Source organism: Pseudomonas sp. FG-3G (assembly GCF_901007645.1).
Classification (GTDB): Bacteria; Pseudomonadota; Gammaproteobacteria; order Pseudomonadales; family Pseudomonadaceae; genus Aquipseudomonas; species Aquipseudomonas rhizophila.
Genome location: NZ_CAAKGZ010000016.1, coordinates 1 through 20613, shown reverse-complemented (window position 1 = coordinate 20613; position 20613 = coordinate 1). Strand labels below are relative to the sequence as shown.

General features: G+C 62.7%; 15 protein-coding genes. 4 read left to right on the top strand and 11 right to left on the bottom strand.

Going from position 1 to position 20613, the window contains the following annotated elements; translation table 11 throughout:
* Positions 1-12 precede the first annotated feature (12 nt).
* Positions 13-1164 carry an MFS transporter gene (locus tag PSEUDOMOFG3G_RS07395; RefSeq protein ID WP_047229274.1) on the top strand — a complete coding sequence of 384 codons (1152 nt, stop codon included), beginning with the start codon at positions 13-15 and terminating at the stop codon, positions 1162-1164.
* 217 nt (positions 1165-1381) lie between these two features.
* Here PSEUDOMOFG3G_RS07395 and PSEUDOMOFG3G_RS07390 read toward each other — a convergent pair whose 3' ends face one another.
* The 11 genes from PSEUDOMOFG3G_RS07390 to PSEUDOMOFG3G_RS07340 all read right to left on the bottom strand — a co-directional run bounded on the left by PSEUDOMOFG3G_RS07390 (position 1382) and on the right by PSEUDOMOFG3G_RS07340 (position 15618).
* Complete coding sequence (locus tag PSEUDOMOFG3G_RS07390) at positions 1382-3820, bottom strand: TonB-dependent receptor (RefSeq protein WP_139049548.1); 2439 nt, start codon at positions 3818-3820, stop codon at positions 1382-1384.
* 98 nt (positions 3821-3918) lie between these two features.
* Entirely contained in the window at positions 3919-4902 is a 984-nt protein-coding gene (locus PSEUDOMOFG3G_RS07385) for a FecR family protein (protein WP_139049547.1), read from the bottom strand.
* A gap of 37 nt (positions 4903-4939) precedes the next feature.
* A complete protein-coding gene (locus PSEUDOMOFG3G_RS07380; protein ID WP_047229277.1) occupies positions 4940-5440 on the bottom strand; it encodes a sigma-70 family RNA polymerase sigma factor in 501 nt (166 codons plus the stop codon).
* Between the two features lie 218 nt (positions 5441-5658).
* Entirely contained in the window at positions 5659-6099 is a 441-nt protein-coding gene (locus PSEUDOMOFG3G_RS07375) for a carboxymuconolactone decarboxylase family protein (protein WP_047229280.1), read from the bottom strand.
* A 111-nt stretch (positions 6100-6210) separates the two neighbouring features.
* Positions 6211-7653: a mechanosensitive ion channel family protein gene (locus PSEUDOMOFG3G_RS07370; RefSeq protein ID WP_047229281.1), complete on the bottom strand. Its 1443-nt coding sequence runs from the start codon at positions 7651-7653 to the stop codon at positions 6211-6213.
* A 180-nt stretch (positions 7654-7833) separates the two neighbouring features.
* A complete protein-coding gene (locus PSEUDOMOFG3G_RS07365) occupies positions 7834-8700 on the bottom strand; it encodes a pirin family protein (RefSeq protein WP_139049546.1) in 867 nt (288 codons plus the stop codon).
* A gap of 180 nt (positions 8701-8880) precedes the next feature.
* Positions 8881-9495, bottom strand: coding sequence for a response regulator transcription factor (locus tag PSEUDOMOFG3G_RS07360; protein ID WP_139049545.1), 615 nt, complete (start codon positions 9493-9495; stop codon positions 8881-8883).
* Positions 9496-9610: 115 nt separating this feature from the next.
* Positions 9611-10045: a response regulator gene (locus PSEUDOMOFG3G_RS07355; protein ID WP_139049544.1), complete on the bottom strand. Its 435-nt coding sequence runs from the start codon at positions 10043-10045 to the stop codon at positions 9611-9613.
* 128 nt (positions 10046-10173) lie between these two features.
* Positions 10174-13458: a transporter substrate-binding domain-containing protein gene (locus PSEUDOMOFG3G_RS07350; protein ID WP_139049543.1), complete on the bottom strand. Its 3285-nt coding sequence runs from the start codon at positions 13456-13458 to the stop codon at positions 10174-10176.
* 197 nt (positions 13459-13655) lie between these two features.
* Complete coding sequence (locus tag PSEUDOMOFG3G_RS07345) at positions 13656-14990, bottom strand: lysine N(6)-hydroxylase/L-ornithine N(5)-oxygenase family protein (RefSeq protein ID WP_139049542.1); 1335 nt, start codon at positions 14988-14990, stop codon at positions 13656-13658.
* 145 nt (positions 14991-15135) lie between these two features.
* The gene (locus PSEUDOMOFG3G_RS07340; protein WP_139049541.1) at positions 15136-15618 is read right to left on the bottom strand and encodes a sigma-70 family RNA polymerase sigma factor; all 483 of its coding nucleotides are present in this window, start codon (positions 15616-15618) and stop codon (positions 15136-15138) included.
* A 462-nt stretch (positions 15619-16080) separates the two neighbouring features.
* On the opposite strand from PSEUDOMOFG3G_RS07340, the gene PSEUDOMOFG3G_RS07335 reads away from it, so the two are divergent.
* The 3 genes from PSEUDOMOFG3G_RS07335 to PSEUDOMOFG3G_RS07325 are packed head-to-tail and all read left to right on the top strand — an operon-like array spanning position 16081 to position 20608.
* On the top strand, positions 16081-17232 hold the full coding sequence (locus PSEUDOMOFG3G_RS07335) for an efflux RND transporter periplasmic adaptor subunit (RefSeq protein WP_139049540.1): 1152 nt from the start codon (positions 16081-16083) through the stop codon (positions 17230-17232).
* A complete protein-coding gene (locus tag PSEUDOMOFG3G_RS07330) occupies positions 17233-19203 on the top strand; it encodes a MacB family efflux pump subunit (RefSeq protein ID WP_139049539.1) in 1971 nt (656 codons plus the stop codon).
* 10 nt (positions 19204-19213) lie between these two features.
* Positions 19214-20608 (top strand): efflux transporter outer membrane subunit, encoded by a 1395-nt coding sequence (locus tag PSEUDOMOFG3G_RS07325; protein ID WP_139049538.1) that lies wholly within the window; start codon positions 19214-19216, stop codon positions 20606-20608.
* Positions 20609-20613: the final 5 nt, after the last annotated feature.

The following is a 20613-nucleotide window of genomic DNA, read 5'->3' as shown; positions in this document are numbered from 1 at the left end:
CAAGGACGTTTCATGACTGCCATTACGCCACCGCCAACCTTCATCCCCGGACGCCTGGAACAGATGTCCACCCGCATTGCCTATCTCATCGCCGGTGTCGGGATCGCGGCCTGGGCGCCGCTGGTGCCGTACGCCAAGGTGCGGGCGAACCTGGACGAAGGCACTCTCGGGTTGCTGCTGTTGTGCCTTGGGGTGGGGTCGATTCTGGCGATGCCGATTTCCGGCGCACTGGCGGCGCGATTTGGCTGCCGGCGGGTGCTCAGTGGCGGCACGATTCTGATCTGCCTGGCCTTGCCCGCGCTGGCAACGATGACGTCTTTGCCCTGGCTGGTGGCAGCCTTGTTCTTGTTTGGCGCCGGCCTCGGCACCGTGGACTCGACCGTCAACCTGCAGGCGGTGATCGTCGAGCGGGCCAGCGGTAAGACCATGATGTCGGGTTTTCACGGCATGTTCAGCCTCGGCGGGATCATTGGCGCGGCCGGTGTGAGCGCGCTGCTCGGCCTCGGCCTTTCGCCCCTGGGGGCGACGCTGGTGGTCAATGCACTGTTGCTGGTGGCGCTGTTCAAGGCGGCGCCGCATCTGCTGCCCTATGGCAGTGAAAGTTCGGGCCCGGCGTTTGCCATTCCCCACGGCGTGGTGCTGTTTATCGGCATCTTGTGTTTCATCGTATTCCTGGCCGAAGGCGCGGTGCTGGACTGGAGCGCGGTATTTCTGACGGCCGAGCGTGGAGTGGAAACCGCCTATGCCGGGCTCGGTTATGCCGCATTCGCGCTGACCATGACCGTCGGCCGCTTGACGGGGGATTCGGTGGTGCATCGCCTGGGCGCCAGACGCGTGATTATCTACGGCGGCGCGACCGCTGCGGCCGGGTTCCTGCTGGCGACCCTGGCACCGATGTGGCAGGCGGCGCTGTTGGGGTATGCGTTGGTCGGGGCCGGGTGTTCGAACATCGTGCCGGTGTTGTACACCGCGGTCGGCAAGCAGACGCTGATGCCTGAAGCGATCGCCGTACCGGCCATCACCACCATCGGCTACGCCGGCATCCTCGCAGGCCCGGCGCTGATCGGATTCGTCGCCCATGGCAGCAGCCTGAGCTTTGCGTTCGGGTTGATCGCGCTGTCGTTGGTGGCGGTGGCGGTCAGTGGGAAAGTGTTGAAGGTTTGAGGCCTGCCACTGCCTCCTGTGGCGAGGGAGCTTGCTCCCGCTCGGCTGCGAAGCAGTCGTAAACCGGTGGACGCGGTGTGTCTGACGCACCGCATTCAGCAGGTTTGGGGGCCGCTTCGCGCCCCAGCGGGAGCAAGCTCCCTCGCCACAGGGTTGGGCTCAAAGCCACAGGGCTGCGTTCCAGTGTTTCAAGCACAGGAAAGTGCCTGATCCCCGATCAGAACCCTACACTCGCCTGCACAAAAAACGTACGCGGTGCGCCGACGTAGATGCCCGAGTTGTTGTCGCTGGAGCGGGTGTAGTACTGATGGTCGAACAGGTTCTTCACCCCGGCGCCGACCTTCAGGTTCGATAGTTGCGATCCGAAGTCGTAGCCAGCGCGCACGTTCCAGAGCACGTAACCCGGCATGTCACCGTAACGTCCATCGGCGCTGCCGTCGGTGATGTAGTCGTCGCTGAAACTGCCGTCGGGGTTCACGCTGTTGCCGGGTGAGCGTTGCTTGGACTGGGCAAAGGCATCGAGGTTGTAAGTCCAGCGATTGATCTCATAACGCAAGCCCAGGTTCGCCACCTGACGCGAGTAGAACGGCAGGTCACGGCCCTTGAAGCTTGGAATATCACCTTCATAAGTTGCGCGGGTGTAGGTGAACCCGGCATTGGCGCTCAGGCCTTCCAGGCGTGGGTCCAGCGCGGCCATGTCGTAGCGCACCGAGGCTTCCAGGCCCTGGTGCTTGGTGGCGCCCATGTTGGTCCAGCCCACGTCGTTGCTGATGTACTGCAACTCGTCGTCGAAGTCGATGTAGAACAGCGTCACTTCCCCGCCCCAGACGTCATCGTTGTAGCGCGTACCGATCTCGTAGGTCTTGGCTTTTTCCGGGTTCAGGCCGTTGGCGGTGTTGTTGCCGTCGCCGCCCTGGCCGAGCTGGAAATATTGCAGGCTGCCGAACGACGTCTCGTAGTTGGCGAACAGCTTCCAGGCATCGGACAGGTGATACATCACGCTCAAGGCCGGCAGCGGTTCGTTGCTGTCGATGCTGCGGCGTTTTTCCTGTACCGGACTGCCGTCGGTGTCGAGCACCGGGCGGTCGTGCCATTGGGTGCTGATGCGTTCGAAACGGATGCCCGGGGTGATGGTCCACTTGCCGACATCAATCTTGTCATCGATGTAGACCGCATGGGCTTCGGTGCCACCAGTGCGGTCCTGATAGACGTGACCATCGGACCCCGGCCGCACCACCGGCTGGTTATCGCGCAGCGCCAGGCGACTGGCCTCTTCGTGCATGCCTTCCTTGAGGTAGCGATAACCGACGCTGGCTTCCTGGGTGGTCGAGCCCAGGTCAAACACATGGGACACCCGCGGTTCGATGCCGAAGGTGTAGTAAGTACGCGGGTAGGACGCCAGGTTGCGCTGGTCCCGGGAGGCGATGGTGCTGCCACGGTAGCTGTCGGAATAATAGGTCAGCACTTCGGCCTGGGTGCGGTCGCTGATCTCGCGGATCCACTTGAACGACACGTCCTTGCGCCGGCCGGCGAAGTTGTCCCAGTCACGGTCGGACTGATACGGGTCCGCGTCGTATTGCGCCTGGGTCAGGCCGCCGGGCATGTCAGCCTTGGCGTCGTAGTAATGGAAGTTAAGCGAGAAATCATCCACCTCGGTGGGCGCCCAATGGGTCTTGAGGATGACGTCGTCGATGTCATTGTCGTTGTTGCTGCGGCGATAGCCATTACCGTTGACCCCCGAATACAGGAGCGCAACGCCCATGCCGTTATCGGCCGTGCCGCCGAGAAAAGCGCTGTCGATGTGCTTCCAGCCGCCGCGCTGGGAGGTTTCCAGGGTGGTGCCGATTTCACCGGTGGCTTTTTCCGGAATCGCGCGGGTCACAAAGTTGATCACGCCGCCGACGTTCTGCGGTCCGTAACGCACGGACCCGGCGCCGCGCACCACGTCGATGCTGTCCAGGTTGCCCGCAGAAATCGGCGCCATGGACAGTTGCGGCTGACCGTAAGGCGCGAACGCCGCCGGCACGCCGTCGATCAGCACCGTGGAACGGGGCGACAGGCGCGAAGTGAGACCGCGCACGCCGACGTTCAGGGAGATGTCGCTGCCGCCGGTGCCATTGGCATCCTGCACCTGCACACCCGGCACCCGCCGCAGCACATCGCCGACGTTCATGGCCCCCTGCTCCACCATCGCTTCGCGGCGGATTACCGTGCGCGCGCCGGCGTGGTTCTGCACCACCTCGGCATTGGCATCGCCGAGCCAGTCACCGACCACCTGGATGTCGGTGGCCCCCAGTTCCAGCGGGCCGTCAGTGGACGCCGAGGGCGCCGGCAGCACGGTCACCGAACCGTCATTGATCTGGTATTGCAGGCCGCTGCCTTGCAGCAGTTGGCCCAGGGCCGCTTCTGGGGACAAGTTGCCGTCCACCGCCGGGGCTTGCTTGCCGGCCACCAGTTCCGGGCTGAAGAACACCTGCAAAGAAGTCTGCTGGCCGAGCTGGCTCAAGGCCTGGCCCAGCGGCTGCGCCTGGATGTGAATGGACGTGGCCGCCTGATCGGCGAAGGCCTGGGGCAATGCGGCACTGACGGCCAGGGTCAGGGCCAGCGGCAGCCAGCGGGCGGGGGCGCGGTTGTTGTTTTTGAAGGTGGTTTTCACGTCGAACCTTGTCCTGTTGAATCGCAAGAATACGCGTCTGTTAATGCAAACCAGTTGCAGTTGGACAAGAAGACGAAGAACTCGAAAAAAACCTGAATTTACCGCGCAATTATTTCCTGGCTGCCGTCATCCAGGGTACGCACGGCAACCGGCAGGATGTTCGGCAAAGCCTTGAGCAGCGCCTCGGGGTTATCGGCACGAAACACGCTGGTCAGGCGCAGGTTGCCCACTGCCGCGCTGCCGATGCGCAGGGGTTTAGCGCGATAACGGGAAACCTCCTGGACGACTTCGCTCAAGGGAGCGTTGTTGAACACCAGTTTGCCGTGGCGCCAGGCGGTGAGTTCATCGGCGTTGATAGCATAAGGTGCGGCGACCTTGCCCTGCGCATCGATACGAGTGCCAAGGCCGGCCGTGAGGCTGACGAACCCGGCCTGCGCCGCGTCGTGCCCCTGGACCTTGACGCTGCCCTGCTCCACCGCCACCCGGGTTGAGTCGGCATCGCGGCGCACATCGAAGCGCGTTCCGGTCACCGTCACCCGGCCGTTGCCCGCCTCCACCGTAAACGGCCGGCCGGCGTCATGCTCGACGCGAAACAACGCCTCGCCTTCGGCCAGTTCCACGCGCCGTTGATGGTGGACGAACTGAACACGCACGCGGCTGCGGCTGTTGAGGTCGATCACCGAACCGTCCGGCAGCGCGATGTGCCGGCGCTCGCCCAGGGCCGTGGCAAATTCAGCGCTGTAATCGCTGGAAGCACCCAAGCCGCTGAACAACCCCAGCCCGACCGCCATCGCCAACAGCCCGGCGGCCACGGCGAAGCGCAGTAGCGGTCGACGCTGGGGACGTTTGGCGGGTGGTTCGCACAACGCTTGCAGACGTTCCTTGGGCAGCAGATCCGTGGCGCTCCAGATCCCCTGCAGAAGTAGAATTTCGTCGCGGTGATTAGGATGTTCGTCCAGCCAGGCCTCGTAACGCTGGCGCTCATCGACCCCCATGACGGGAGCTTGCAAGCGTACGAACCATTGCGCCGCCTCGTCGCGAACCCGGTTCTGCCCGCACGGGCATTCACGGTTATCCATCATGGAAGGTCCTGTGGCTCAGGTGGAAGATAACGACGGATCATTGGCCAGCCCCGTCCAGACGATCGCGCAGATGCCGCAGGGTGCGGATCATATACTTTTCCACCATGTTTTTTGACAAGCCCAGGCGCTCGGCGATTTCCGCCTGGGTCAAGCCTTCGATCTTCTGCCAGACAAACACCGTACGGCAATTGGCCGGCAGCTCGGCCAGTGCCCTTTCGATGGAGTCTGCCAACTGGATCGCGTGCATGTAGTGCTCCGGGTCGCCCGAAAGCGACTGGCTGTGATCGAGCGCCACCTCCTCCATGGCGCCCCGCCGATCTTCGCGCCGATAGCCATCCACTGCAATGTTGCGCGCCGTCTGGTGCAAATAGGCCCGCGGCTGCTGGACATCAGCCGAATCGGACTCGAGCACCCGCACGAAAGTATCGTGAGCCAGGTCCTCGGCCTGCTGGCGATTGCGCAGGCGACGGGTCCAGGTGCCGATCAACTCTTCGTAATGCTCGAAAAAGCCAGGTCTGCGGGGCGGCTTGGGGGTCATCGCACTGCGCTGTGGGAACGGGGCGTGAATAGTAATGCTTCCTATTAAGCCGAAGCAAACCTATTGCAGTGCCTGTCGTCCGAAGCTTTCAAGCCGAGCATTAAATCTATGTGGGAGCAAAGCTTGCTCGCGATGGCGGTGTGCCAGTCGATGGTGCATGAACTGTCTGACCGCTATCGCGAGCAAGCGTTACTCCCACAGGTAGTGTCTGCTTTCGATTACGCCTCAGGCATCTTGCGAAAGCCCACCGCCAAGCGGTTCCAGCCATTGATGGCGTTGATTGCCACGGTCAGGTCGACCATTTCCTTGGGTGTGAAATGCTGGTTCAGCAGTTCGTAGTCGGCGTCTGGCGCATGGGTGTCGCTCAAGCGGGTCAGCGCTTCGGTCCAGGCCAGCGCGGCGCGTTCGCGAGGGGTGAAAAACGGGGCTTCGCGCCAGGCGGTCACGGCATACAGGCGACGCTCCGTCTCGCCGTCCTTGCGGGCATCGGCGGTGTGCATGTCGATGCAGAAGGCGCAACCGTTGATTTGCGAGGAACGCAGCTTGACCAGTTCCAGCAGGGATTTTTCCAGGCCCAGTTTCGAAACAGCGGTTTCGAACGCCAGCATGGCTTTGAAAGCTTCAGGGGAGGCAGTGTAGAAATCGATACGCGGTTGCATGGTGAACTCCAGAACAATTGGGTGTGGCGCTACGTTAGCCTCGCGGTGGCGCGGTACAAATAGCCAATTATTGGGAAGTTCGGGGGGCCAATGCACGCCCTTGATACTTGCTCAGGCCCGACTGCGCAACCATTGCAGGAAGCGCTTCTTGGCCACCGGTTTGGGAACGTCGCGGGTCAGGTTCTGGGCCAGGTGCATGCGCACGTCCAGCAGGTTCTTCATCGCGTCATTGATGTCGCGGCGAGCGTCCAGGCAGGGTTTGAGGTAGCTCTTCTCGATGCGATAAAGGGTGCAGAAGGTCTTGGCGGAAAAGTTCGCCAGCGCGGCCTGGTCGGAAACGATCCCGGCTTCGCCAATAACCTCTCCCGGCCCCATGCGTCCGGCCTCGAACGGCTGGCCGTTGCGAAACAAGGTCACGCTGACCACCCCGGACTCGATGATGAACAAATGATCGCTGACCTCCCCGGCCGGCAGGATCATGTCGCCGGCGCGGAAGGTCTGCAGGGTCATGTTCTGGCTGAAGGTGTCTTTCTCATCCTGGCGCAAGGTGGAGAAAATGCTCGAGCTTTCCAGCAACGCACGGGGCCGCGACACGCCATTGGTGGACGCGCTTTCGCTGGTGGACAACAGGCTTACGCCCGATGCCTGCAAATGCCGGAACGCCAGGTCGAACAACTGATTGCGCACCTCGCGCTTCTGGCCCATGGACGCGACGAACCCGCTGATTTCATATTCCGCCCCGGTGCTGCCGGTGCTCTTGAGTGTCACGCAGGGAGCCGGGCTGGCAAGCAGGGAACGACAACCAATCATCGCCCGCTCCAGCGCATCGATCACGGTTTGTGGCCGTGCATGCGGGCTGACCGGGATGCTGATGGATAACCCGTGGACATCGCTGGGCCGGCTGAAGTTGACGATCTTGGCCTTGGCCGCCAAGGAGTTGGGAATCACCGCCATGCTGCCCTGGGCGGTCTGCAACCGCGTGGCGCGCCAGTCGATGTCGGTGACCCGGCCTTCGGTGCCATCGATGGAAATCCAGTCATCGACTTGATAGGGCTTGGTGGTGTTGAGCACGATCCCGGAGAACACGTCACTGAGGGTACTCTGCAAGGCCAGGCCGACGATGATCGCCATCGCCCCGGAGGTTGCCAGGACGCCCTTGACCGGCAAGTCCAGCACATACGCCAGGGCAGCGATGACGGCGATCAGGAAGATCACCGCGCCGATCAAATCCTGCAAGAGCCGCCCGGTATGACCCACCCGTTGCATCATCACCGCGCCGATCATCACCGTCAGGGTCCGCGCAGCGAACAGCCACCAGGCAATTTGTAAACCGGTGGCCGCCAAGTGGCGTGGCACGTCGTCAACCCACTGCGCCGGTTGCAGGGGGTTGAGGCCTTCGTTGAACAGCAGCGCGCTGAACAACGAAAAAATCAGCAGCCGCCCGCCGATCTTCCAATAAGTCCGATCAGCGCTGACCAGCCGCCACAGCAGAATGTCGAGCACCAACAGCACCAAGGCACTCAGCAGTGGGTGATCGGAGATCAGAGACAGCATCGCGACAGCTCCAGGAAGGTCATGGGGCGAAGATTGGCACAAATTGAACACGGCGTAGAGAGCACCGCAGAAACTCATGTGGGAGCGAGCCTGCTCGCGATTGCGGCGTATCCGTCAATGATGCATCGACTGTCAGACCGCTATCGCGAGCAGGCTCGCTCCCACAGGACTTGTCTCTGGTCAGTCGTCCATCGCGCCAAAACGACCGGAGTGGAAATCGTTGAAGGCCTGGTGAATTTCCTGCTCGCTGTTCATCACGAACGGGCCATGACCGACGATGGGTTCGTCGATGGGCTCGCCGCTGAGCAGCAACACCACCGCGTCGTGATTGGCGTGCAGGTGCAACTGCTCGCCGGCCCGGTCGAACAACGCCAGTTGCCCAGCCTCGACCCGCTCGCGACCGTTGACCTGAACCGTGCCACGCAACACCACCAACGCGGTGTTGTAGCCATCGTGTACGTCGAGGGTCAGGTCTTTCTCGGCATTCAAGCGCATGTCCCAGACATCGATGGGCGTAAACGTCTTCGCCGGGCCCTGATGCCCCTCGAAGCGGCCGGCAATCAAGCGCAGGCTGCCAGCGTTGTCCTTCAGGTCGATGCTCGGAATGTCGCTCTTGAGGATTGTCTGGTAGCCGGCCGGGGCCATTTTGTCCTTGGCGGGCAGGTTGACCCACAGCTGAACCATCTCCATGAACCCGCCTTGCCGGGCGAAGTCCTCGGAGTGGAACTCTTCATGAATGATCCCGGAAGCGGCCGTCATCCATTGCACGTCGCCAGGGCCGATCTTGCCGCCGCTGCCAGTGGAATCCCGGTGTTCCAGTTCGCCCTGGTAGACGATGGTCACGGTTTCGAAACCGCGATGAGGGTGCTGGCCAACACCGCGACGCTCGGCGGTGGGTTCGAATTGCGTGGGAGCGGCGTGGTCCAGCAGCAGGAACGGGCTGATGTGCTTGCCCAGGTTGTCGTAGGAAAACAGCGTGCGAACCGGGAAGCCGTCACCGACCCAATGGGCTCGGGGGCTGGTGTAGACGCCGATGTTGTTTTTCATGCGGTGGCTCCAATCGTGTTGCGAATCAGACGTTGCGATTCGATGGACACAGATTAAAACCACGAACGCAGGCGCACTAGACTGCAAAAATCAGTCTTAGCGTTCTATAGAGAGAACGATCGACCCCCAACTTCACTGATATGCCATTGCACGGGGCTGCAATGAGCCCGCACACAGGGATCACAAATGATTGCGCTTGGCGAAATCCGACAGACCCACCAGCGTCTTGAGTCCGAGTTTTTCCAGCAGACGGGTCTTGTAGGTGCTGACGGTTTTCGGACTCAGGAACAAGGCATCGGCGATGTCCTTGCCGCGCATTCCCATGGCGAGCATTCGCAGAATGGATAGCTCGCGGGTCGAGAGACTTTCCAGGGTCTGCTGTTCGGTGCGTTGTTGAAAATCCAGCCTGACCGGCATTTGAGGGAAATAGGAGTAGCCGGATTTCAGCGCATGAATGGCCTTGATCAGTTCTTTCAGGTCGCTTTTCTTGGTCACAAAGCCCCTGGCTCCGGCCGAGATGCAGCGGTTGCAGAAGTGCTGCGCGTCCTGGGAAGTGAATACCAGCACCCCGCACCCTGGGAACTGGGTCATGATCCAGACCAACAGGTCCATGCCATCGAATCCGTTCATCACCAGGTCCAGAATCACCAGGTCTGGAGCCTTTTCCTTGATCAACGCCCTGGCGTCGGCGACACCGCTCGCGTCCCTGACTCCGGTAAACCCCTCGTTCTGGCAAATGAGCCGCAATGCCCCTCGTATGACAGGGTGGTCATCCACGATCAATACGTCTTTCAAGGCAACTCCCCACGTAAATGCAAACGGCGCCGATGCCATGACTGCTTCGGACTGTTGCACAGGCGCCGGGCCATGCCACCTGTCAGGTCTGACAGTGCCGACCAACGGTGCAGCTTCACCCTGCGTGACCTTGCCTGAGGGGGCGAAGCCAGGGTCGCGTCAACTCGCTGGCCTGGGGATCAATCCGCTCCATCAGACTCGCCAATGACGCAAGGTCAGGCAACTGGGCCGGGCTCAAGTGCATGCCCGGCCGCCGCGCGACCGCCGCCGAGGACAGGCCGACCTGTGGTGTGTTGTAAATCATCGCGTGACGAAGCTGGGGGTTATCGAGAATGAAATCGTGCAGGTTCAGCGCGCCCTTGGCCAGGCCGGCATTGACCACGACCAGGTCGAACGGCTCGCTGCCGTATTCCACCAGCGTCAACAGCTCCTGCAGGCCACTCACGGGGGCGATCCGAAAATAACCCTGTTGATTGAACAGGTGCTCAAGCCTCATTCGATGAGCATGTTGCGTGTCGGCAATCATGATACGTAATGCTTTGTTCGGCATGACAGGCATCCCAATCGTTAAGGGGCGTCAGGCTAGAGGAAGCTTTTGAGAGGCGCTGTAGGACGAATCCCAAAAAAGGGAGGAAAAAGGTACTTCGCATGTAGCTTCGGGATGACTACGCGGCTCGCTTATCCATGAGAAGACCCGCGGGGACCACTTCGCGCCCCAGCGGGAGCAAGCTCCCCCGCCACATAGGCCTCCAGTCGTTCAGTCAGGTGCTCCATGGCTTGGCGCACGTCATCCACCGCGGCGGCGAGCAACGGCCGGTCGCCGCCACGGCAGGCACTTTCCAGGGCTTCGCAGGCGGCAATCAGGCGCTGGGCCCTGATCATCAGCGCGCCACCCTTGACCCGGTGCGCCAGGTCCGCCAGCCCTGGCAGGTCTTGTCGGGCGAGCAGACGCATCAATTGCGCCAGGTCTTCGGCATTGCTGTTGACCATTTCCCCTAGCAGTTTTTTGATTGAGCCCATGTCACCTGCGCTCAATAGTTCAAGGCTGCTCAAGTCGATGTCGCCGGTGGTCGGCGCAGGCACCCGCTCATCGGGCACTGCGGCGCAATCCTGCGTGACCGCAGCCAGGCAGCTGTTCAGTTCCTTGAGGCTGATGGGTTTGAACAGGCAATCGTCCATGCCGGCCTCGACACAGCGGGCCTTTTCCTCGGGCTGGGCATTGGCCGTGAAACCCAGGATCACCCCCGGCGACAAACCCTCGGCCCGCTCCGCCTCGCGAATGGCCCGGGCCAGTTCGTAGCCGCTCATCAACGGCATGTTGCAGTCGGTAATGACGACATCGAATCGTTCAGCACGCCAGGCGCGCAACCCCTGGACACCATCGTCGGCTTCGCGGACGCGATGGCCCAGATAGCTCAGTTGCTGGGACAGCAGCAAACGGTTGGCCGGGTAGTCGTCCACCACCAGAATGTTCAGCGCCCGCACCGGTGCCAGCGCCTCGACTTGCGCCGACGGCGCTTGAGCCAAGACATCGAGCGCCGGCAAGCTCAGCAGAACTTCAATCTGCGTGCCCTCCCCCGGCACGCTGCTCAACGTCAGGGTGCCCCCCATCATTTCGCAGAGCGTGCGGCTGATCACCAGCCCCAACCCGGAGCCGCTGCGGGCCGACTGGGTGTTGTTGCTGGCCTGGGTAAACGGGCTGAACAAGCGGCGCTGATCCTCGGCCGAAATACCACAGCCGGTGTCTTCGACGCGCAGGCGGATCGGCAGGCACTGCGCGTCATCGCCCGGTGCGGCTCGCACACTCAAGCGCACCTGCCCCTGGTCGGTGAACTTGATGGCGTTGCTCAGCAGGTTCGACACGATCTGCTTGAAACGCAACGGATCAATCAATACGTCGCGGTTGATCGCGGCGTCGAGTTCCAGCTGCAAGTGCAGTTGTTTCTGCCAGGCCAGGCCTTCAAAGATCCGCGCCACCGACTCGATCAGTTCCCGCAGGTTGGCCCGCTGCGGGGTCAGCGACAACCTGCCGGACTCGATGCGGGCGATGTCGAGGATGTCACCGATCAAGTCGAGCATGCCGCGAGCGGCGCCCGACGCGACTTCGATGGCGAACCGGTCCATCACACCCTGGTCAGCTTTTTTCAGGGCCAGCTCCAGCATGCCGATCACCGCGTTCATGGGGGTGCGGATTTCATGGCTCATGGTCGCCAGGAAAGTGGTCTTGGCCCGGTTGGCATCATCGGCGCTTTGCTTGGCCACGCGCAGCTGTTCCAGCAGACGCCGCAGGTAAACGACCCACCCCAATGCCAGCAGCAACAGCAGCGCGGCGATGGCGAACCCCTGGACGATAGTGGTGCGGTTGCGCAACCAGTAGTTGTCGTCGATCACCACTTCACTGCGCCAACGATTGGTCAGCTCGTCCATTTCTTCGGGAGAAATGCTCAGCAGCGCCTTGTCCAGGATCGAATGCAGCTCCGGCGCATCACGATGAGTCGCCAAGGCTACGCTCTCCGGCAATGTTCCCACGGTGCTGGTGATTTGCAGTTTGCCGCGGTACTGGCGGGAAATCATATAGCGGGCACTGATCAGCGAATTGACTGCGCCGTCCACCGTGCCGGCGGCGACCATGGACATCGCGTCCGCCGCGTTTTCAGCCGGCACCAGGTGCACCCGGGGAAACTGTTCCAGCAGATACTCACGCAGCACATTGCCCCGGATCAGCGCCAGGCGTTTGCCCTCCATCTGGTCCAACGTCAACGGGACTTTGCCCCTCAAGGGTGCCACCAGCACGAACGGATTGCTCAGGTAGGGCCGGGTAAAACGCAACGCCCCCTCAAGTTCGGTGCTCGGTGGAGCGGCGGCCAGTACGTCGGCCCGACCGCTTCTGACGCGCCCGATCACATCATGAAGCGAGTTACCCCGCTGGATATCGAACTTCAGGCCGGTGCGCAGGCTGATCCGGGCCAGCACATCGGCGCTGATACCGCGCAAATGGCCTTGTTCATCGATAAACGTGAGTGGCGGGAAGTTCTGGTTGACGGCCACTGTGATCCGCGGATGTGCATTCAGCCAACGCTGTTCCTTAACGCTGAAATGCAGAGGTTGCTGACCGGGTATGCTCGCACCGCCAGCGCTCCAGCGCCGCAGGATGCTCATGCGTTCACTGGCGGGGATGGCTTGTAGCGCGGCGTTGATAATGCGCAGCAGGCGTGCGTTCTCGCGGCTGACCGCAAAGGCGAACGGCTGTACTTCCATGCGTGAGAAATCAGCCAGTTGGACGTTGTTCAGGTAGTTCTTGCTGATCAGGTAATTGGAGCTGATCGAATCCCCCAGGTAAACGTCGGCCTGCCCAAACGCCACAGCGCCGATAGCGCTCAAGGTCGAAGGGTATAACTGCAAGGCCGCATCCGGATAAAACGCCTTGACTGTCTCGGTGGGCAAATAGTGATACAGCATCGCCACGCGCATGCCCGCCAGGTCCGTGGGCAAGTCCTGGCTATCCGCGACGCGGGCCACCAGGGTGGGCAGGTCATCGGCATAGGCCTGGGACATCGCCAACGCCGGGTCGCTGGCTTCGAAGCCGTTGGCCGTGCCGAGCATGTCGATCTCACCGCTGCGCAGCGCCTGGAGCGATGCCTCCCGTGACGCATAACGCTGCACCCGCACATCAACATGCAACATCTGCCCCAGCAACTGGGCATAGTCCGCGGTGAGGCCTTCATAGTCGCGGCCATTGCTGGTGATACCGAACGGTGCGTAATCCGGCGCCGAGGCCCCCAACAGCAACGTTCCCTTGCCGCGTAGCCAGTTCCAGTCGGCCTCCCCCAGGGATACCGAATAGTCGCTCACACTGGAGCGCCCGAGCACTTGCAGCGACTCAGGTGCCGCGCCAACCTGCGGCGTCACACTTGATAAGCCCAGCAACAGCGCCACCAGGCCTGTGCGTAAGAACAGCGTCATTTGACTCAGGTTGTTTCGTTTGGCGTAGTCGGCCCGGAACACCCCCGACTTCACGTCAAGTCAGGGAGACCGGCTGATGGGTTCAGACTGCCAAAGCGAGGGAACAGCGAACCGTCAACGCGCCTGCCTGAAAGACAGGACACGTGAGGTGAGTGTAGGAAGTTTCTGAAGATTTTCCTGGCGAGACTGCCGATTGCTTACGCCGTGGCCAGCTTCAGGTCGCGCACCGAACGGCTCTGTCCGCGATGGTTGCTGTGCTCGTACAGCGAACCAGCGATCTCATCGGCGCGCACCGGCAGGATCGACAACAAGGTATCGCTCAGGCCATGGCTGGCCTGGCAGAAGCCCTGCATGTAGATCGCCGCTTTGCAGCGCTCGTCGGTGATCAACTTGTAGTTGCGATCTACCTCGAAATTCCCCAGGTATTGCTCAAGTGGCGCCAGCAATGTGCGGTGCATCTGCCGTTCGTAACCGGTGGCCAGCACCACCGCGTCATAACGGCGCACGGTCAACTCGCCGGTGGCGTTGTTGCGCACCGCCAGCTCCACGCCGGCATCGGTGGCCGTGGCTTTCTCCACCGTGGTGAGGGTACGGAAGGCATGACGGGCGATGCCTGAGACTTTCTGGCGATAGAAAATCCCGTAGATGCGTTCGATCAGGTCGATGTCCACCACCGAATAGTTGGTGTTGTGGTACTCGTTGACCAGCCGTTCGCGTTCGCTGTGGGGCTGCTGGAACACCAGATCGGTGAACTCCGGGGAGAACACCTCGTTGACGAACGGGCTGTCATCGGCAGGCTTGAGGGCCGAGCCGCGCAGGATCATGTCGACCTGCACCGAAGGAAAACTGTCATTGAGGTCGATGAAGGCTTCCGCCGCGCTCTGCCCGCCGCCGATGATCGCGATGGTCATGGGCTGGCCGTTGACGCACGGCTGAGTCGCCATGCGTTCCAGGTACTGGGAATGGTGGAACACCCGAGCATCCTCCTTGAAGGCGGTGAACGCGTCGGGGATGCGCGGCGTACCGCCGGCACTGACCACCACCGAGCGGGCGCTGCGCACGAGCTCTTCGCCCTGGCTGTCACGGGAAATCACCCGCAAGGTTTCGACCTGCTGGTTGTGCAACACCGGCTCGATGCGCAGCACTTCTTCGCCGTAGCGGCTCTGCCCGGTGAACTGCCCGGCCACCCAGCGCAGGTAGTCGTTGTACTCCATGCGGCACGGGTAGAACGTGCCAAGGTTGATGAAGTCCACCAGGCGGCCGTGATGCTTGAGGTAATTGACGAACGAATAGGGGCTGGTGGGGTTGCGCAGGGTCACCAGGTCCTTGAGGAAGGAAATCTGCAACTCGCTCTGGGTCACCAGGGTATTGCCATGCCAGCGGTAGTCGGCCTGCTTGTCGAGGAACAGCACATCCAGTTCGCCCTGGACCGGGCCCCGCTCCTGCAGCGCGATGGCCAGCGCCAGGTTCGAGGGGCCGAAGCCGATACCGATCAAGTCGTGAACGTTGGGCGAAGCAATTGCCTGTGTCATGTCCAGTGTCCTCTGGAGGGCCCCTCAACAGGGCGCGAAAAGCCTGGGGTGACCCGACCGATCTTTGGCAAGCCGGCAAGTCGTCTGTTGAGAGGAACGAGGACAGTGAAAAAAAATTTACCGCGATGCGACCGGCGTGGACGGATTAATGCGCGTCCCACTGCCGCATACGAGTGCGGCAATGCTTCATGGCGTTGACGATGTGCTTTTCCACCAGCGTCCGGGAAATGCCCAGGCGTTCGGCGATTTGCGGGTGGGACAGGCCTTCGAGCTTGCGCAGCAGGAAACTCTCGCGGCACAGCGGTGGCAATTCGGCCAGGGCGCGCTGGAGCAGGTCCAGGCGCTGACCGTGGTCAAGGCTGGTATGGGGCGATGGCGTGAAGAAACGCTCTTCGCTGTCCAGCACGTCCAGGGATTCGACCTGGCGCAGGGTATTGCGCCGATGCCCGTCGATCACCAGGTTCAACGCGGTGCGGTACAGGAACGCCCGGGGCTGCTCGATGGGCGTGTCACTGGCGCGCTCAAGTACCCGCACATAGGCGTCATGCACCACATCCTCGGCCGCCTGGCGGTTGCCTAGCCTGGCGTTCAGGAAACACACCAGCTCGCGATAGTAGTTTTCCAACATGACTCCCCTGCGCAATGGCTGCGACAGCTATCCCTGTGCCAGATCGGCGTGCCTGAAATCGGCAATGGCACGATAGTGGCAGATTTCATCGCGTAATTTATAGTAATTCTCATATAGATTTAAAGCTTTGGTTTGTATCAAGGCTGATTCGTTCATTTCTACTGGCACCAGGTATTGCTTTTGTGGCGAGGGAGCTTGCTCCCGCTGGACTGCGCAGCAGGCCCAAGGCCGGCGACACCATTGAATCTGACATAACCGGGACGCAGGTTTTAGGGCCGCTTCGCGCCCCAGCGGGAGCAAGCTCCCTCGCCACAGGGGGGCAGTGGCGCTTCAACTGATTTTTCCAACCTGCTACCAAGTGTTTCACACAGTAAATTCCCGTCAGAAGCGCTCGTTTACCAAGACAGCCTCCCGTCCCTGCCCCTCATGGAACGGGCCCGACACCACCGGCCGGAACCCTGCATGAAACGTCCCCGCCCTACCCGACGCGCCTGGCTTTTAACCTTCGCCCTGCTTCCAGCCGTGGCCTTTGCCGCCTGGCAAGCGGTGGCCCCGAGCCGTGAATCGCTTATTACCGCCCCCGTCACCCGTGGCGATATCGAAAACAGCGTCACCGCCCTGGGCACCCTGCAACCGCGGCGTTACGTGGACGTCGGCGCCCAGGCGTCCGGGCAGATCCGCAAGATTCATGTAGAAGCCGGCGACGAAGTTCGCGAAGGCCAATTGCTGGTTGAGATCGATCCCTCCACACAAAAGGCCAAGCTGGACGCCGGACGCTTCTCCATTGAAAACCTCAAGGCCCAGCTCCAGGAACAACGAGCCCAGCACGATCTGGCCCAGCAGAAATTCCGCCGCCAGCAGCAACTCAAGGCCGGCGGCGCCACCCGCGAGGAAGACGTGCAGACTGCCCAGGCCGAAGTGCGGGCGACCCAGGCGCGCATCGACATGTTCCAGGCCCAGATCCGCCAGGCCCAGGCCAACCTGCGCAGTGACGAGGCCGAGCTGGGTTACACGCGCATTTTCGCGCCCATGAGCGGCACCGTGGTCGCCGTCGGTGCCCGGGAAGGCCAGACTCTTAACGCCCAGCAGCAAACCCCGTTGATTCTGCGCATCGCGCGCCTGTCGCCAATGACGGTCTGGGCCGAAGTCTCGGAAGCGGACATCGGCCACGTCAAACCGGGCATGACCGCCTACTTCACCACCCTGGCCGGCGGCGCCCGGCGCTGGAGCAGCACCGTGCGCCAGATCCTGCCGGTGCCGCCGCGCCCGCTGGAAGCGAGCCAGGGCGGTAGCCTCACGGGCGGGCGCAGTGGCAGCGAACGGGTGGTGCTCTATACCGTGTTGCTGGATGTGGATAACGCCGACCGCGCCCTGATGACGGAAATGACCGCCCAGGTGTTTTTTGTTGCCGCCCAGGCACGCGATGTCCTGACCGTGCCCAGCGCTGCGTTGCAGGCCAACGCCGGGCAAGTGCAGGTGGTGGCCGACAATGGCGATGTCCAGCCGCGCACTGTTCGCACCGGCGTCAGCGATCGGCTGCGTACCGAAATTCTCGACGGCCTGAGTGAAGGCGACCGGGTGCTGATCGGTCCGGCCGTCGGCAGTGGAGGCTGAATGGACGCGCCCCTGATCGAACTGCGGGACATTCGCAAGGTTTACGGCGGTGGCGACAGCCCTCGGGTGGAGGTACTGCGCGGCATCGACTTGTCCATTCACGCCGGGGAATTCCTGGCGATTGTCGGAGCGTCTGGCTCCGGCAAGTCCACCTTGATGAACATCCTCGGCTGCCTCGACCGCCCCACCAGCGGCGATTACCGGTTTGCCGGCGAATACGTCGCCGGCCTGGGCAGTGACGAACTGGCCTGGCTGCGACGCGAAGCCTTCGGCTTCGTGTTCCAGGGCTATCACCTGATCCCGTCCGGCACTGCCCAGGAAAACGTCGAGATGCCGGCCATCTACGCCGGCACTTCGGCCGCCGAGCGCCACGCCCGGGCCAGCGCCCTGCTCGAACGCCTGGGCCTGGCCAGCCGCACCGGCAACCGCCCTCATCAACTGTCCGGCGGCCAGCAGCAACGGGTGTCGATTGCCCGGGCATTGATGAACGGCGGCCACATCATCCTCGCCGACGAACCCACCGGCGCCCTCGACAGCCAGAGCGGCATCGAGGTCATGGCGTTGCTCGACGAACTGGCGAGCCAGGGTCATGTGGTGATCCTGATCACCCACGACCGCGAGGTGGCGGCGCGGGCCAAGCGCATCATTGAGATTCGCGACGGGCTGATCATCAGCGACAGCGCCGGCGCTTTGCCGCACAACGTGCAAGCCAATCCGAAGGCACTGCAAGCGGTGGACCTGCGCCAGCGCCTGAGCGCCGGCAGCGAACACAACGGCGCCTGGAAAGGCGAACTGTTCGACGCTGTGCAAGCGGCGTGGCGGGTGATGTGGATCAACCGCTTCCGCACCGCCCTGACGCTGCTGGGCATTGTCATCGGCGTGGCCTCGGTGGTGGTGATGCTGGCCGTGGGCGAAGGCAGCAAACGTCAGGTCATGGCCCAGATGGGCGCCTTCGGCTCCAACATCATCTACCTCAACGGCACCGCGCCCGCCCCGCGCGCCGCCAAGGGCATCATCAGCGAACACGACCTGGCGGCCCTCGCCGCCCTGCCCGAGGTGCAGCGGATCATGCCGGTCAACGGCGCCGACGCCAGCGTGCGTTTCGGCAACCTCGACCACACCAGCTACGTCGGCGGCAACGACACGAACTTCCCGACCATCTTCAATTGGCCGGTGGCCCAGGGCAGCTATTTCACTGATGCCGATGAACGCAGCGCGGCGGCAGTGGCGGTGATCGGTCACAAGGTCCGGCACAAGCTGCTCAAGGAGGTCGACGACCCCATCGGCCGCTACATCCTGATTGAGAACGTGCCCTTTCAAGTGGTCGGCGTGCTAGCGGAAAAAGGTGCCAGCTCCGGGGATTCGGACGCCGACAACCGCATCGCCGTACCCTATTCCGCCGCCAGCGTTCGTTTGTTCGGCAGCCGGCATCCCGAATACGTGGTGATCGCCGCCCGGGACGCGGGCAAGGTCAGGGAGGCCGAACAGGCCATCTCCCGCACCCTGTTGCGCCTGCATGACGGCAAGCAGGATTTCGAACTGACCAACAACGCCGCGATGATCCAGGCCGAGGCGCGCACCCAGGGCACACTGTCGCTGATGCTCGGGGCCATTGCCGCGATTTCGCTGCTGGTGGGCGGCATCGGCGTGATGAACATCATGCTCATGACCGTGCGCGAGCGAACCCGCGAGATCGGCATTCGCATGGCCACCGGCGCTCGCCAGCGGGACATCCTGCGCCAGTTCCTCACCGAAGCGGTGATGCTCTCGGTGGTCGGCGGGCTGGCCGGCATCGGCCTGGCCTTGCTGGTGGGCGGTGCGTTGCTGCTGGGCAAGATCGCCGTGGCCTTCGAATGGCTGGCGGTGTTCGGCGCCTTCGGCTGCGCCCTGGTCACCGGCGTTGTCTTCGGTTTCATGCCGGCCCGCAAGGCGGCTCGCCTCGACCCGGTCGCGGCCCTCACCAGTGAATGACCTCCACTCTATGAAAGCGCACCTGACCCTTCTGGCCGCCAGTCTTTTACTGGTGGCCTGCGGCACCCCTTTGTCGGCACCAGACAGCGGCATCCAGCCGCCACCGGCCTGGCAAAGTTTCGACACCGCAACCGCTCGAACCGATAACCAGCAATGGTGGACGCACTTTGGTAGTCCGCAATTGAACCGTTTGATCGAGCAGGCGCGCCGGGAAAGTTACGACCTCGCTGCCGCCATGGCCCGGGTGCGCCAGGCCGAGGCCAGCGCAGTGATCGCCGGCGCGCCGCTGCTGCCAGCGCTCACAGCCGGGCTCAACGGCACTCGTCAAGAGTTGTTGCGGGGCAAGGGTTACAGCCAACTGGACGTCAATCGGGACAACCGCACCATCGACTATTACGACGCCCACCTCAGCGCCAGCTATGAGCTGGACTTCTGGGGCGGCAAACGGGCGGCCCGGAACAGTGCACTGAGCAGTCTGTCAGCCAGCCAGTTCGACCGGGCGACCGTGGAATTGACCCTGCTCAGCGGCGTCGCCAACAGCTACACCCAGGCGTTGTCCCTGCGCGAGCAACAGCGCATCGCCGAACAGAACCTGGACAACGCCCAACGCGTACTCGATCTGGTGCAGACCCGCTACGACGCCGGCAGTGCCACGGCCCTGGAGTTGTCCCAGCAAAAAAGCCTGGTGGCGGCGCAACAGCGCAGGTTGCCTCAAGTGCAGCAGCAGGCCCGGGAAGCCTTGATCAGCCTGGCGGCGCTGCTGGGGCAACCGGTGCAGTCGGTCACACTCGACGATGAGAATTTCGACCGATTGCACTGGCCCGCCATCGACGCCGGGGTGCCCAGCGACCTGCTCAGTCGCCGCCCCGACATCGCCGCCGCCGAAGCCCGCCTCGCCGCCGCCCAGGCCGACATCAGCGTAGCCCGCGCGGCCATGTTGCCCTCCATGACCCTGGGCCTGAGCCTCGCCAGCGGCGCCGACATTGCCGAGCAGTTGCTGCGCAACAACGTCTACAACCTCACCGCAGGTTTGGCCGCGCCGATCTTCAACAACGGCCGCCTGAGCGCCGAACGCGACCGAGCCACCGCGCGCCAGGAAGAACTGCTGGAGCTCTACCGCGCCGCCATCATCAACGGCTTCGCCGACGTCGAAAAAGCCCTGAACGGCATCCACGGGCTCGACCAGCAGCGACAATGGCAAAGCGAAGAACTGCACCAGGCCCAGAGCGCCTTCGACATCGCCCAGAGCCGTTATCAGGCCGGCGCCGAAGACCTGCTCACCGTGCTGGAAACCCAACGCACGCTGTACGCCGCCCAGGACATGAACGTGCAACTGAGGCTGGCGCGGGTGCAGGCGAGCGTGGCGTTGTACAGGGCGCTGGGTGGGGGTTGGCGGGTGATGTAAACCTT